The organism is Salinivibrio sharmensis, assembly GCF_001995985.1.
GTDB lineage: Bacteria > Pseudomonadota > Gammaproteobacteria > Enterobacterales > Vibrionaceae > Salinivibrio > Salinivibrio sharmensis.
The window spans coordinates 76,034-91,165 of sequence record NZ_MUFC01000011.1 but is presented as its reverse complement, the minus strand read 5'-3'; the positions used below and the strand labels follow the sequence as shown (position 1 = coordinate 91,165).

At 44.8% G+C, this 15,132-nt stretch carries 12 protein-coding genes; 9 read left to right on the top strand and 3 right to left on the bottom strand.

Going from position 1 to position 15,132, the window contains the following annotated elements:
* Nucleotides 1–24 precede the first annotated feature (24 nt).
* Nucleotides 25–1,182, bottom strand: coding sequence for a MarR family transcriptional regulator (locus BZG74_RS11465; RefSeq protein ID WP_077772721.1), 1,158 nt, complete (start codon nt 1,180–1,182; stop codon nt 25–27).
* A 100-nt stretch (nt 1,183–1,282) separates the two neighbouring features.
* Here BZG74_RS11465 and BZG74_RS11460 point away from each other — a divergent pair, with 100 nt between their 5' ends.
* Both BZG74_RS11460 and BZG74_RS11455 read left to right on the top strand, forming a co-directional pair.
* Nucleotides 1,283–1,495, top strand: a complete 213-nt coding sequence (locus tag BZG74_RS11460) for a helix-turn-helix transcriptional regulator (RefSeq protein ID WP_077772720.1) — start codon at nt 1,283–1,285, stop codon at nt 1,493–1,495.
* A 557-nt stretch (nt 1,496–2,052) separates the two neighbouring features.
* Nucleotides 2,053–3,705: a 3'-5' exonuclease gene (locus BZG74_RS11455; protein WP_158020648.1), complete on the top strand. Its 1,653-nt coding sequence runs from the start codon at nt 2,053–2,055 to the stop codon at nt 3,703–3,705.
* A 179-nt stretch (nt 3,706–3,884) separates the two neighbouring features.
* Here BZG74_RS11455 and BZG74_RS11450 read toward each other — a convergent pair whose 3' ends face one another.
* Both BZG74_RS11450 and BZG74_RS11445 read right to left on the bottom strand, forming a co-directional pair.
* Nucleotides 3,885–5,291 (bottom strand): HipA domain-containing protein, encoded by a 1,407-nt coding sequence (locus tag BZG74_RS11450; RefSeq protein ID WP_077772718.1) that lies wholly within the window; start codon nt 5,289–5,291, stop codon nt 3,885–3,887.
* Complete coding sequence (locus BZG74_RS11445) at nt 5,284–5,619, bottom strand: helix-turn-helix domain-containing protein (RefSeq protein WP_025508603.1); 336 nt, start codon at nt 5,617–5,619, stop codon at nt 5,284–5,286. Before BZG74_RS11445 ends, BZG74_RS11450 begins: the two co-directional genes overlap by 8 nt.
* Before the next feature lie 578 nt (nt 5,620–6,197).
* Between BZG74_RS11445 and BZG74_RS11440 the strand changes: the two genes are divergently transcribed.
* From BZG74_RS11440 to BZG74_RS11410, 7 genes are all read left to right on the top strand, one after another.
* Nucleotides 6,198–7,496, top strand: coding sequence for a tyrosine-type recombinase/integrase (locus tag BZG74_RS11440; protein ID WP_077772717.1), 1,299 nt, complete (start codon nt 6,198–6,200; stop codon nt 7,494–7,496).
* Nucleotides 7,497–7,499: 3 nt separating this feature from the next.
* Complete coding sequence (locus BZG74_RS11435) at nt 7,500–8,321, top strand: hypothetical protein (protein ID WP_077772716.1); 822 nt, start codon at nt 7,500–7,502, stop codon at nt 8,319–8,321.
* A 119-nt stretch (nt 8,322–8,440) separates the two neighbouring features.
* Entirely contained in the window at nt 8,441–8,626 is a 186-nt protein-coding gene (locus BZG74_RS11430; protein WP_077772715.1) for a helix-turn-helix transcriptional regulator, read from the top strand.
* Nucleotides 8,623–9,036 carry a hypothetical protein gene (locus BZG74_RS11425; protein WP_077772714.1) on the top strand — a complete coding sequence of 138 codons (414 nt, stop codon included), beginning with the start codon at nt 8,623–8,625 and terminating at the stop codon, nt 9,034–9,036. The genes BZG74_RS11430 and BZG74_RS11425 overlap by 4 nt, the downstream gene beginning before the upstream one ends.
* A complete protein-coding gene (locus BZG74_RS11420) occupies nt 9,036–9,254 on the top strand; it encodes a hypothetical protein (RefSeq protein ID WP_077772713.1) in 219 nt (72 codons plus the stop codon). The genes BZG74_RS11425 and BZG74_RS11420 overlap by 1 nt, the downstream gene beginning before the upstream one ends.
* Before the next feature lie 402 nt (nt 9,255–9,656).
* Nucleotides 9,657–10,331: a YagK/YfjJ domain-containing protein gene (locus BZG74_RS11415; RefSeq protein WP_077772712.1), complete on the top strand. Its 675-nt coding sequence runs from the start codon at nt 9,657–9,659 to the stop codon at nt 10,329–10,331.
* Nucleotides 10,332–10,571: 240 nt separating this feature from the next.
* Nucleotides 10,572–15,014, top strand: coding sequence for a hypothetical protein (locus BZG74_RS11410; protein ID WP_077772711.1), 4,443 nt, complete (start codon nt 10,572–10,574; stop codon nt 15,012–15,014).
* Nucleotides 15,015–15,132 lie beyond the last annotated feature (118 nt).

Here is a 15,132-nt window from a genome sequence, read left to right as displayed (position 1 = left end):
TTTTTTGCACAGTTACTTTGCTGTTTAAGAGAGCAATTGATGTTTTTTAATGATCTGGTGTATGCGTTGTCTGCTAAGACCAAGAGTCCTAGCGATTTCACTTAAGTTAGTTTTGCTACTCGTGGCTAGTTGTTGTTTTAACAGATCTTTGATCAACTGGTGTTGTTCTAGATTGGCCCCATATCCAACGTCTGGGCCACGCTTAGTTTCAATGCTATTGATTCGTTCTACACATTCGAAGCGATGCAAGATCCCGACTAATGATGTCCAAGTGTTCAACTCACTGAAAAGCGTTAGGCACTCTTTTTCATTCCACACATTTGGTTCTGTCGAATCTAAGCATCTCACAATCGCGATACACCATGAGAACCAGCTTCTGAAATCATCTGGTTTGATTTGTTTTATTTTTTTATAGCTCGCTGGATAAGTCACTTTGCATGTCTGAACAATGTTCTTTGATAGTGTGATCCAGTCCCCTGACATAGAGCTATCTTTGCAGTGACGTAAGAAGACTCGTGGATGCGGCGCATAGCCGCTGACCAGATCATAAAGTTGTCGTCCCAACTTTTTCTGTTTGTTCGGTTTTACCAGGTACTTTTCGTATGCCTCGCAATTTTCGTTAGGTAGATGTTTCAATGCAGTGATAGCTGCGTATTTTTGCTGTTTATAAAGTCTAGTGGACTTGATGGGATGGTGTTTTTCGCAGTAGTAATGGGATCGGCTGCGTAGACGGAAGCATAGAGCACAATACGGAAGTACACTGTTCCAGCGCATTGTTTCTTCTTGATGCTGGGGAGTGAGTGAACGTAAATCTTTTAACCCCCAGAGCACTTGATCTACATAATCAGTGTGTTGTTGGCTATCAAGCCCGAATCCACGCAACGCTAGCACCGCTTCAATGAGTTTAATTGTTTTATTTAATCCGCCGTAACTTTCGACGATCTCAGCAAGATGGATAGCGTTAGAACTGCTGTACTTTTTGAGTACGGAGCCATGTTGACTGAGTAACTTGGTAAACCATGGCTCTAGAACAATGTTCCGAACAGCATCGACAGCGTATAGGTATCCAGAGCGACGTCGCTGAGCAATTCTACAGCCTTGAGATTCGGCCTGGTTTTTTAAATCATTGATTGCTGTTTCTAGCTTTAGTTTCAATGCATTGCGTTTTTGATCCAAGTCCATTAGTCATCATGTCAACATAGTTTTTTGCTTATTCTATATTATGATTCAGTAGATGAGAATCTAAGATGCGACTAAATAATAGAAAAATAAAGGTAATAAAATGTTTATACGACAGGAGCAGTTAGCTAAAGAGATGGGAGTAAGTGTCAGTACTCTGTGGCGCTGGCGTCGAGATGGAAAAATGCCGCCCGTGGTTGCACTTAGCTCTAGAGTCGTGGGCTGGCAGAGAAAAGACATTGAACAGTGGTTAAAAGAACAAACAATAGATGCGAATTGCCACAGAGGGAACAGTGTTCTCGCTTCACTTTCATAAACATAAAGTATTTCATTTTTTACGATTAATTACGCGTATAAAAATSCTCTTGCAGGAGCTGTGTTCCTGCTTTGGTCTATCTCAGGGAGCCACGTTCTGCTCAAGTCTTCATAAGTTGAACGGAGAACGATGTTCTCCGAATAGCGAAAGACAGATTTGCGTATTATCCAACTCATGTTCGGGGATCTCAGGCAAAGGCTGATAGCTTTCAAACGCTACTGCGAGAACACTGTTCTTGCTCATATCATCAAAAACTAAATTTTGGTCATTTAATTAATAGATAAAAAATCACTCTCAGTGCTGGACTCTCTGGTGAAAAATGTGTTAATCATTATCTTTCATAAGTCGGTTTGTCAGAACCAATGGGGTAATGAACGCAAGCTCTGAAACACTTTTGCCCCAAAACCGTTTAGAGTAGATACTCTTCGCTAAACCTGTTTGAGCTGATTGACCAACATTTTCTAATGTAGGATGCTGACAGTCAGTTCAGCCACTTCAAAAAATAAAAATGCTCACTAAGAGTAAAGTGGTCTATCCAACATAGTTTAAGGATGAGTATGAATGGCAATGAAGAGATCATTATTTTTTTGGCAATTATAGGACTTCCTATCTGTTTATGGGCATTAGTCAAGATGCCTAACGCTAGCAAATGTGGTTCATGTGGCCTTCCTTTGAATATGCATCGTCAAAAAACGTATCACTCTGTTGTAGAGAACAAAAATGTTGAGGTATGCAAGACTTGCTATAAAAACCGTATCCCATTTATTCCTAGAAAAACTAAATCGCAGCCAATTAATCCAGTCAGTTCCAGTAGTTCAATAAGTGAAGCGGTTGAAGAGGTAAAGCCTCTTACCAGAAGTAGCATGCCGCAACAAGCTAATCCTGTCAGTGTTTTTGGCGAAAGGATTTCAATTAGTGAAGTAGTTGAAGAGGTAAAGCCTCTCACCAGAAGTAGTATGCCGCAACAAGCTAACCCAGTCGGTGCTCTTGGTGAAATAATTTCAATTGATGAAGTACTTGAAGAAATGAAGGCAAATAACTGTTTTTGGTTGGATACCGAAACTACAGGCCTCTCTAGTAGTGATGAAATCATTGAGTTATCAATATGCACGCATGATAAACGAGTTGTATTTGACTCAGTACTTAGATCAAAAGTTAACTGTAGTGCGCAAGCTAGAGCCATTCATGGCATAACTGATGAGCAGATTGCTAATGGCATGCCAATAGAATCAGCGAAAGCGTCATTAATTGAGTTGTTAGAAGGAAAAACGATAATATCCTTTAATGTAGACTTTGACTGCCAAATGCTGTTCCAAACCTTTGGGATAACAGCTAAAAAAAGATTTTGTGTAATGAAATGGAGTCAATCTGTTCTTGATTATGAAAGATGGCCTAGACTGGAAAAAGTTTGCGAACGGCTTAATATCAAACAGCCAGAAGCACACCGATCTCTTGCTGATACCATTACTACAATTGATGTATTCAACAAATTGGTTGATCTTACAAGCAACCACAAATCCCTTCTACGGGACTTCGCCTTAATTGACCTGAACGCTATAGATCAACTGGGAGATGAAGAAGCTCTATTTCTATCACCTAACTCTAATATATTTGCTTTTGATTGTCTCATCGATCGTTATGGTAATGAGATCATTGGTATACGCTCAAAAGCTTTAAAGAGGATGTTAAAAAGAGAAGGGACAAGGATTTTTGTAAAAAACGGTCGTATGGGCAAGACACTAAAAGTTCAATACATCGATAAACCTGATATGCAACTACCAATATCCCTAGAGGAATTGAATCATAGACTGATTGCGTTGAAACTCAAAAAAACAAATCCAAATAAATACTTGAGTTTGAAAGCCACGGTTACTCAATCAAATATAAATAAGAATAAAAATGAAATACTTGATGGTACGTTCTATATCCCTTCCATTGCTATTAACGCAAAGATATATGAAAGTTTAGAGAACTTACCAATCTTTCGTAACAACGATAGAGAGACTATTGCGTTTACAATCAAGACTCCGAAGAATACCTTGAAAAGATTATTTGCTTTAGGGTTACAAGGGTATTCATCAATTCTCAAGGTAATTGAGCATGATAACCAAGTAATCATTACTGCTTACCACCTTCTGGATGCACAAAAGATAACCATCCTTAGTACATGGAGTCTTGATGGAGAGAAGGCATGGTCAGGTGATTACTAAGCAAAAAGGATGCAAAACTATAGTTCAAAACGAACCTGCTCTGTACTAGTAGTAACTGACACTGAGCTAAGCGCTTCCATACTTTTGCATTTCATGGAATGCTAATATTCTAATTTCCGAAACTCACTTATGTCCAAAAATAATTTATAAATTGCTTACTATAGCCCATGCATTAGCCATTAAAGAAGCTCACTCATTTCTGGCACACTGTTGGCTTGCTCTAACAAGTATTCACACTCTGTTTGGATGAGTGAGACGCATAGTTCTATGTGTTCACGTTCTCGATCCTCGATTCCTTGAGCGTCGGTAAGTTCAATCGCTTCCTTCAAGGTGTTTTTTATAGCACCAACGGTTTCTACCATTATGGAAGCCATTTTGGTGCCTGAATAACCCAGCAGAGCGCCGAATTCAGCGAGATCATAGCTGGTGATAGGGCGTTTGAAGTTACCTTTCGGCGGATTTTGAAAGTCTTCACTTTCCCAATCTCCAATCGACATTGCAAAATATTGAGGGATACTGGCGGCACGCCCCTCATCAGCAGACAACTTACCGCTTCGTGAGTTGCGTTTTGTTCCCTCTTGAGCGATTGCTTCTATGTTTACTAAATCATAAAAAGGGGTCAGCTCCAGGCCTTTAGGGGTGACGAAGAAGCTAATATTTTTACCATGGGCATCGTAGTTTAGCGTTACTAGATTAAAGAGCATCCATTGGGTGAGCTTTAGGTTAGTGATGACCGTGTCTATGGTTTTGACGCACAGTAGGCGTGGGAAAGAAACGCCATCACGCATATATACGCCATCGCCTTCATCCCCATTCTGACGCTCGTATTTGTAACCTGGTGGTAAGTCAGTTGCCTGACAGCCATCAATCACATGTTTTCGTTGAACGACATCACGAGCTTCAATATAGGCACGATCGAACCGCTCTATGATCAGTGTCCTAGTGTTCCCAATGCGAGTTAACTCAACATTAGCGACGTCCAAACCTGCTAGCTTGGCTAATGTCATGCAAAAGAACTCATTAACAGCAATACACGGTGCTCTACCGCTTTCAAACTTCAGAATGTAGTTCGAACTTAATTTGCCTTCACCAAACCCCCATTCATCACCGCGCTTAAGTAAGTTTAATTTGTTTTGCACACCAGCAACCGAAAGGCGAACCTTACCGTCCCAATATACTAATGGCGCTAGATTTCTCTCTAGTCGTTCTATTAGTTCATCATCAGGTACAGGTCTAAAACTAGTTTCTTGAGGTTCTGATTCTGGAACTCGAAAAGACAATGCGCCAGATGTTTCCGCACCAAGCTTACGAATCAGCCCGAACGTGTTGCTTTTGGATATAGTGGTGTTTTGTATCATCTCCTCAAAGGCTTCTCCTTCAGGAAGGAGATTTCTGAGGTAGTTCTCAATACTACGTGGCGAAGCCCGATCATCGAAAGGGATGTGTGGCGAAATTGGGAAACCAGCGTGTTTCCATTCATCTTCATAGATGAATGAGAACTCTGTTTCTGTTCCGACAGGAAGAATCAAACGACCAATTTTGGTATTCGTACCGATAAACACGTCTAACTGTTGTAACTTACTCATACCAACCGTCCTCATTGCTTCTCACGCTGTTTTCAGCTTGGGAGGGTATTTGGCTATGTGGACGAACAAATAGGTTTACATCGATAAGGCGTAACGACAGCCCTAAGATGTCCATGAGGATGAGTACATTGGCAAAGGTGACACTGGTATCGCCTTTTTCTACTTTCATGACTGTTCTACGAGATAAGTTGGCTTTTGAAGCGAGATCATCAATACGCCAGCCTCTATCGGTGCGTTTTGAGCGAATGGCGCTCCCCAGCGTTTCCATACTGAACTCGGTATTCAAATCAGGCATAGGTTGTGCCTTTACCATCTTGCCTTTTTTCATAAGTGCCTTTTAATGTACTTTTGTCACTATTGGGTTCGTCTTAACATATAAGTTCACTATAACTCACTTTTGTCGTGACTGTATAAGAAATTAGCTATAAGTGCAATTTAAGTTACTTATGGCTGGTTTGCGAGTTTAATACCTCTCTTTGTTCTCTATGAGAGAGTTTTATCAGCCAGAAGGACGCATTTGGCAACAGCGTAGTATTCGGATTAATATTGGGAGAAGACAGAGAAGAGTGCGTGATCGGGGCTTACCTGACCCATTACCTGACCCAAAATCGGCAGGTACAAAAAAGGCGTAGTAGGTACTAACCTGCTACGCCTTGTTATAACTGGTGGCCCCTCCCAGACTTGAACTGGGGACCAATCGATTATGAGTCGTGATATGACTGTTTTCGATAAAATCTCACATCATCTCATATTAGTTTATTTGTGACTCAATTCAACGAGTTACAAACACCTCTTCGGTTTATCTTTTCTCGCACAGTCTCATTCAGGTACGCTCTTGTTTGACTAATTGTTTGACTAAAAATCGCCGTAGTCAAACAAGGGAATCTTTGAGTGAGGGAATGTGCCATGTTAACGGTAAGTGCTATTCGGGGGCTAAAACCCAAAGCCAAACCCTACTATGAGTGGGACAGTAATAGTGAGCGCGGAACGGGCAAGTTGGCAGTGCAAGTCACGCCAAAAGGCGGCAAGCGTTTTGTGTTTCGTTACTTTATGGACCGCAAAGCCAAGTTCATTCCGTTAGGCCAGTTTCCAGCACTGTCGCTTACTGAGGCAAGGGCAAAACAGAAAGAGCTGGGGGAGTTGCTTTTACAGGGGATTGACCCGAAAGAGCAAATCGAAACGCAAAGGCGTGAACAGGAAAGTGCAAAACGCGAGGAGGCAAGGAAGGGGTCAATACAGCAATTGTTTGAAGCCTATGTCGCGCAAATGGTGCGGGACGGTAAGCGTACCCACAAAGCCGTTCTCGCGTCTCTTGAGAAGGAAGTGTACCCGGTTATACCTCCTGCAACGAAAGCCAAGAATGTCACCCCACACGAGTTAAAACTGGTGCTGGCGGAAATGATAAGGCGTGGGGCGAAAACGCAGTCAAATCGTGTACGCAGCTATCTGATGGCCGCGTTTAACTACGGACTAAGGCACGATAACGACCCTGCTAACTTCATTGATGAAGCAAAGTTTGGCTTGGTATTTAACCCAATGACGGCCATCCCCAAACAAAAAGATGCAGAGCGCGTGGGTAATCATTACCTGAAAATGGGTGAAGTGATCCAGCTAATCGCCGATCTGAACGGGGAATATGAGCGGTTTAGAATGGGCGATACCATCCGGTGCCTGATTTTACTTTGCCTCTATGCCGGAGGCCAGCGACCTTATGAGCTGGCAGCCTCGAAGTGGGAGGCGATAGATTGGCAACAAAAATCGTTACTGATAAACCGTGATGTATCTAAAAACAAGCGAGAACACATCATTCCCCTGACTGAATCTGCGCTGGTGGTTCTTCGCCATTTGCGCGAGATAAACCAAGACTCTGACTTTATTTTTCCGCACCGCTTAAACCGCAATGAGCATATCCGGCTGGATTCGCTTTCTCAGGCCGTTACTCGATACCGAGAGGCAACGCCTTTTGTGTCGTCCTTCACTCCCCGCGACATTCGCCGCACCTGTAAGACCCTGATGGGTGAGATTGGTATTTCTAAATCACTACGGGACCGCATTCAGAACCATGCGCTCAATGACGTATCCAGCAAACACTATGATCGCTATGAATACCTGCCTGAAAAAAGAAGGGCTTTGGAATCATGGGAACAACGATTAAACGAAAACACCAATGCCGCCAATGTAGTGGCATTTGTAGGGAGGGATTAAACCATGTCATCACAGAAAGAAACGGATACCCAGCTGCCACCCTTATTGCCTCTTGAGTATTGCACAGTTGAACGAGCGGCGAGGCTGTTAGGTTGTGAGGAAGAAGACATCTATCATTGGCATGAAGTCGGTGCAATAAGTTTATGTGTCAAATTGGAAGATGAGAACTGTAGACCAAATATCTGGATTAAAACTGAGGACGGGAGGATGTCTCTATCCGAGAAGAAAGTACTGGAAAAAGAAGGATCTCTTGATGCTTTTGTATCAACACATAGCATTTTGGGAGGTATATATTTTGATCCATCTAATAGCGACTCATGGATGTTTGGTTTCAGTGGCTTTGCTAACGGATTTTGGAAAATACGTGGCAAGACTGAAAACGGAAACTGGTTACTAACCACAGTTGGAGAGATTGAATATAAGCCAACTGGAGAAGGCTTAGAGCATGTTACCTTACTCTCTATTGACCTTCCTCCGATAGAGGGAGAGCGGTATGTATTTAAACCAGACTTAGAAAGGCTACACCGAGCAATACATGGCATTGAGACTCTGTCAAATCGTTACAACAACCGAGAAATTGCGGAAAATATGAGGCAGGCTGAATTAGAGACACAAAACGCCCGTCCGCATCGGGTAGAAAAAAAACAGGCCCACCTAATACGTCTCCTTATCAAGTCACACCCTAATTTAGGGGCTGAAGTTATAGAAAATCCATACGCGGCATGTGATGTGTTGGAGGCCCAATTTGCAAGAGACGGAATTGGCCCTATCGACGCAAACCCTGTCACTGTAGGAAACTGGATTTCAGGTAAACGAAGGAAATGAGTAAAGATAGTTTAAAGTTATTAACTACAAATAATACTTAACTAAGTCCCTGCCTACCCGAAAATTCATCCTTATATTAGCTAGCCATGTTCTCAAGTTAACCGATGGAGTAATAGAGCATGGCAATAAACCGCATTGTATCTCTTAAAGAAATGTCAGCCCTTGTCGGGCGCTCCCCTAAAACTATTTGGCGCTGGTGGCGCAAAGAGCAGTCATTCCCTGCCCCTCGGCAAATCAACGGACGTACCATTGGGTGGCGCGAAACCGACTATCAAGCGTGGCTAGATGGGGAGTGGCAACAATGAGCAAACTACCTGCACCAAGCAAAGCCGAACTGTGCCTGTTAGAGCTTTTACGCCGTGGCAAAGCTGGCCTACATCCGCTGGACGTGAATATCCGAGATCTCACCCATGCCAACTTGCTGGATGAGGCCGGCAAGTTTTGGAGTATCACGTTGCCAACGGATATGAGCCTTCTCCGCATCCGCCATGGTGTGCGCATCGCCGATCAACCCGCACCGTTTACCAGTGTGCGCGGCTACAAGGCCATGTTTAAACGCTACTGGCTTACTGATCTCGATGCAGCAAAAAGCGCGATTGGTTTGATTAATAATTGGCGAGCCAAACGGGGAGCTGAACCGCTATCAAAGTGCGATTGCAATGCGCTGCTAGCCGCTTTTCAGCCGGAATCACAAGCGCTCAGTGAGGTAGCGTAATGACGAGTATAACCAAGCATCCCGTTGATCACGTTGAGCTGGCGGACAAGGCCTTGTGTCAGCTAGAGAGCCTAACTGTCGTACTGGGTACTGCTCATTTTGAGGACGTTGATAACCAACATTGTAAGGGGGTTATATGGGCAATGCAGGAGCTCGCTACAACGGCTAAACGTCACTTACAGGCTAGCCGAGACGATATACCCCCGCGCCGCCGATAGTAGAAAATCATTCAAACCAGTGGCTGTCAGTGTTGGCAGCCATTTTTATTGGCAATGGCAAAAGTAAGTAACTGCTATCAGCTAAAAATCCTATTTAATAAGGATGAGACGAGGTGAGATATGTTTTCAAGGTTTTTTAGGCGCATTTTCACTTGTTTCAAAGTGCTTGGTTACTGAGAGCGACTTGGTAGCCTTGCAATCACGTTGATAGTGGCCACTTACCGATCCTAGGGAAGCATGTCGGGTTTTATTAATATCTTCCACTCAATATCCATATCACTGATACAAGAAGTAAGGGCAATACACTTTGGTTCGCCGACTTCCGATGCGTGCGAAGCGACTTTGAAGCCGCAAACGGTGATGAAAAAGGAGCTGGTGGAGTAATGAAAAGGAGATCAGGAATTGGCCTACTCCACTAACACGGGATTTTTCAAAACCAAAGACGGTCGCTGCTGGGAGGTGAATACAGGGCCAGACTTGTCACCGCTCTACACTGACATTCTTCAGCGATTAGTCGGTCAGTTGGAAGCGATGGAGTCTCACTACGCGAGAGTATTCTGCTTTCGATTTGATTTGCACTTAACCGAATACGCAGACAATAGCACAACGGTGAGCCGCTTGTTCTCGCTGGTGGTGCAAGCCTTAAAGCGGCGCTACAAAACGCCTAACATTGGCTATCTATGGGTGAGAGAGCATGAAAAGGCCAAACAGCAGCATTACCATTGTGTATTCTTTCTTGATGGCTCAAAGGTGAATCACTTCAACACCATTCAAACCACCATTGACGATTACTGGGCAGCCTTTGAAGGAGGCCATGTACAAGGATGCGGTTTTAAAGTGCTACCTAGAGGAGACTCACACGCCAAAGCCGAGATCATCTACTGGCTCTCTTATCTCGCTAAAGTACGTGGCAAAGCCAACAGCAAAGGAAAACGATATAGGCCCAACCAGGCTAAACGTTATGGTATCAGTAGGGTTAAAACCAAAGTGAAAAATTGCGCACTTGCAGACAAAAAAGAAAAACCGGACACCGATGACATCTTTGCGTCGCTAGCCTTTGTGGGGTGCGGGTCTTGAATCAAAAAGTGCGCAAAACACTGTGCAGCTTTGAAGGGGGAAAGTGCGCAGTTAGAGAGAAGGCGATGTCTGTGGCACCAATCTACACCTGTTGCTACTGAGTAGACCATTTGGTTATGCGTCACCTCCAATGATGAGTTCAACACTTCATAGACTTTAACAAAAATATGAGCCATGCAAGTGAAATAAGACAGACTGTCAATTAAAGTGTGAGCTTCACCCATAAAACATGGCTTGTTTATGTCTGATAATGCTTTAATTTTCCCTGTTGCTATTGATTTAGGCGCAAAGACTACCGGTGTCTATGCGGCTGGCTACTCACCCAACACCCATGTTGGGCAATTTAACAGCGATTCCGTATTTAAAACCGGATTTGTCGCAGAAGTAGACGATGGACAAACCGGTTATCAGCTGCTGCAAACGCAGCGCACTAGCACCCGTCATGCTCGCCGAAGCCGAACACGCAACCGTCAAGCAAAGCGATTGCTTATGTTAATGCTTAAGTGTTGCCTCGGGTTTGACACTGACAAGCATCAAATCGCTATCAGTCATTTTATTAATCGTCGCGGCTACTCGTACGTTGAAACCAATATAGATGAAGCGGCTATTAATGAGATAGCGAGTGATAACCTTGGCACCTTTTTCCACGTGCTAGAGAGCAATGGGCATGAAGCGCTCAGTGAGCTATTGACTCAAACAATGCCCGTTGATGGGCTACCGCTTTTTGATGCGCTACAGCGTATTGCGGAAGATAAACAACAGCTGATAACGCTGCAAACCGAGCTACAAGCCTTTACCCGTCAAGATAAAAAACAACAACGCGCGCTCTTGCCGCTCAGTAAAGCGGTCGATTTCCTGATTGCCGAACAATCTTCCGGCGCTAAGCATCGTCGAGAATATTTCAAAAATATTCGCAGCGATCTGAAGAAGCTATCGGACCATCCAGAACGTCATTGCCGCCGGTTATTTCATGCCCTGCACCATCATAAAAAAACTACCGGAAGCGATACATTTGATAGCTTCTATCAGCTGCTTTGCCATATTAATAACTTTGATCTTAAATTGCTCAACAGCATACTAAAACGTGTTAAATCAACTCAAAGCGGCGAACAGATAGAAGTCATCGTGGCGGAGAAATTTGGCAAGTGGTTGACCAAGCAATGGCGGCTCTCTAGTGCAAACGGTGCCGATCGTCTACAACAAATCAGAGATGTACAACACGCGTGGAAAGATTATCGTGCCCAAAATCCGCAATCGGTGATTGGCTTTTTCCTCGATACGCCACCTGAATGTACCGTACCGCCTTATGAAAGCCATACCAACCGTCGTCCGCCGAGTTGTCAGACCTTAACACTTAACCCTGACCTCCTATCACGCGATTATCCACAATGGCGAGATTGGCTTGCATGGTTATCCAGTACACCCGCAATGGCTAACGCGGTACAAGCCTATCGCACCCAATTAGTGGCGGTAGAGAGTGCCAAAGGGAATACGCTGATACAGACTGACGAATTAGACGCACGCACTTTACAATTTATTTTCGACAGCGCTCAAGACAAAGACCCATTTAAACTCAATGCCATTTGGGGAACTTGGAAGAAACAAAGACAGCAACAGCGACAAGGCGACGAACACGATAAAACGACGGATAAATTAGCGAAACTATTGGTGCAAAGTGCTTTGCCGGCCTCACTGACGGAGAACTTCACTTCGCATCCTGTACCGGGAGATTTCTGGCATTTAATCAACCGTTACTTCCAAAGCCGTCGGCGTGCGCGAGAGGGGCGTTACTTTCTACATTACGACAATCACTACCCTAAGCAGCATCGTTGGCAACGAGACGGCAAGCTACTCGTAATGTGCCAGCACCGACCTCGCCAACTAAAACACCAAGCGACGCGCGATATTGCGGTACTGCTTGGTGTGCCACAAACACAACTCCAACAAGCAGTAGATAACGGCCAGTGTGACGATAACAAAGCGCTATTTGCCAAGGTGAAAGGACTACAAGCGGCGTGTCGTCAGGCATATCAAGCCCAAAAAGCGTGGGGACCAGATTTAAAAGCCATGATGGTCTCCGATCCTGAACTCAAAAAGCTCGCTGAGAAATTAGCACCGCTGACGGCAAAGGTGGCCACTCAACTGGCGCTTCGCGATGAGCAATACGATAGTTTTTGTGAGCGAAACCAATCTGTCTTCACTTTTGCCCAACTGTTCCAATTGGTATGGGGAGATAGAAGCGGCTTTGCCAAAACCTGCCCGGTGTGTTCTGCTGATAACGCAAACCGGATGGCAGGCGAAGATGGCCAACCACACGCAGCGCGGCTCAACACCCTGACAATGCGACTGATTGATGGCGGGCTTAAGCGGCTGCTCACCCACCAAGCCCATCACATTGCCAATCGGTTATGGGATCATATCGAGCATATTGGTCAGTCAGCAGATACCATCACCGTACCCTTTGTTATCGAACAGAACCGCTTCGACTTTACGGAAAACTTACCGACCTTAAAGGGGTTAAACAAACCGAAACCACAACCCCAAAAAATAAACCCGGAACAAGCGAAAAAAGACCGCATAAAACACGCCTCTCAAGGACTTTGTCCTTATAGCGCGGGTAGCTCAGTGGGCGACAATGGCGATATTGACCATATTATTCCTCGTTCGGGTCAATATGGTGTCCTTAATGATGAAGCCAACCTGATTTACAGCTCAATAAAAGGCAATCGCCAAGTAAAAAAAGACCGGCAGCTAACACTGACCGACCTCAACCCCGACTATTTGAAAGCGCAATTTGGTACCGCCGATCCTATCGCAATCACACAGCAAATCGAAACCACCTTATGCGGAGATGATGCGGACCGCTTTAGCTTCGGTCGCTACAGCCAATTTGCAGCCTTATCCGCTGAGCAACAAACCGCATTTCGTCATGCGCTCTTTTTATCGGCAGAACACCCGCTGCGCATGCAAGTAATAAGCGCAATGCAGCATCGCAACAAAGCTAAAGTTAACGGTACTCAGCGCTTTATGGCGCAACTACTCGCCGATATTCTGACTAAAAAAGCTAAACAAAAAGGCTTAGCGGCAAGATTAAAATTTGATTACTTTCAAGTCAGTGCCAATGGTCAAGACGAAGATTCTACCGTGGCTTTGCGCCGCTTGATGCGAGACCTTCATGCAGGGACAAAATACGACATTCAACCTTTCGAAAAAGGGAAAGAGAAGCAACACGCCTACTCCCATGTCATTGACGCAACGCTAGCGTTTATGATCGCCGCCGAGAAACACCAAGGTGAAGGGGCGCTGAACATCCACTTTGATGAAAATGTCTCTATTTGGGGACAGGTAGACGAAAATGGCGTGCTGAGTGACGCATTGTTTCCGCAAATAGCGGTCGCGCCCGAAAACCTCGCGCCAAACGTCAGAGTTGGGCCTCAATCCAACGAACACCGAGCGCGTCAGCTGCTAGCGGGCAAAAAACCACATCAAGTGTTCAGCCAGCCTATCTTCAAGCAAAACGCGCTCGGGCTGGAGTTTTATGACTTAGCCGTTATCGATGGCCAGCTCTACAAAGGCTTTGTGGAAGGTGAGGATAAACACTTTATTAAAGCGAATGAAAAAGTGGTGGATAAACAACTCAACACCTTCCTCTATGCCGTAAGCCATCACTACTATCGTTTGATACAAAGCAGTGACATACAAGTATACACTGCGGACAAGCACAAACTCACCGCACTTTTATTCGAGACACTTGCAGCAGCTAAGGACGCGACAACGTTTGATAGCAACGCAGAAGCCAACAAGCTTGCCCGCTGGGTGTGTGGAAAATCGGCTGGATCATTGTATTTTTACAGCACCAGTGCTGGGCTAGAAGAAGCTCCCTCTGTGGTCAAAAAGCAGCCTAACTCTCGCTTTCGGAAGCAGTGGCTTGCGCATTATCAATCATGGCAGGCCAAACACCCTGACACACCCGAGAAAAATGGTATGTGGATCATTCCCACCGAACTTGAAGCCGATTGGCGACAGCATTGCGATTGGTATTTAGGTCGGCCAACGGATGATCAACAACCGGATCACCGTGCAGTAAAAAGCGACACCATGCGCGCTGAAACAAAATCCAGTGGTGCTATGGCACTGGTCAGACGGCAAAGCCAAGGTAAGGCTATTTATCAGCTGTTAGCGCTCGATACTCAGAAAGTTCCTAAGGATCACAGCGCGGCCTTGGCGCTCGCCTCCCCGAACCTCGTTCTCCTTGATAAAGCGATTTTCACTAAAGGCTATCAAACCAAAGTGGAAGAACAGCAACCATTAGCAGGCAAGACCATAGAATCCAGCGCCTTTTTTGATCAGGCAATAAGTGAACAGTGGCAATTAGATATATCAACGCTTCAAGTTGCTATTGTCTCCAACACCAATGTGCAAATAACCGGATTACACAAAGACTGGGTGGCGGAGCACTTGATCCTTTCTGGGGAAGATAGTGAGAAGGCGTGGACCAAACTGACCAGTATAGCGATCAGCGATGAGGCGCAAGTGATGGATGTGTTCGCCAAAGCCTCGCTAAAAGCGTGGCTGACCGCCCCGTGCCGCAACGATAAAAGCGTGAGAGTGAAACTGGATGATGATCAGGTTTCACTTACCCTGCCCTATAAGCAGCCACAATTAAGAAAATTGGTGGACTAAAACGCAAAAAGCGCCGTAAAGGCGCTTTTTCTGCAAGGGTGCGCGATGCAGAGCCTTGTTCATCGTTGACCGTAAAGTGATTTCAGCTTTACGGCTGACTTGTTGAACTAAGAGCATA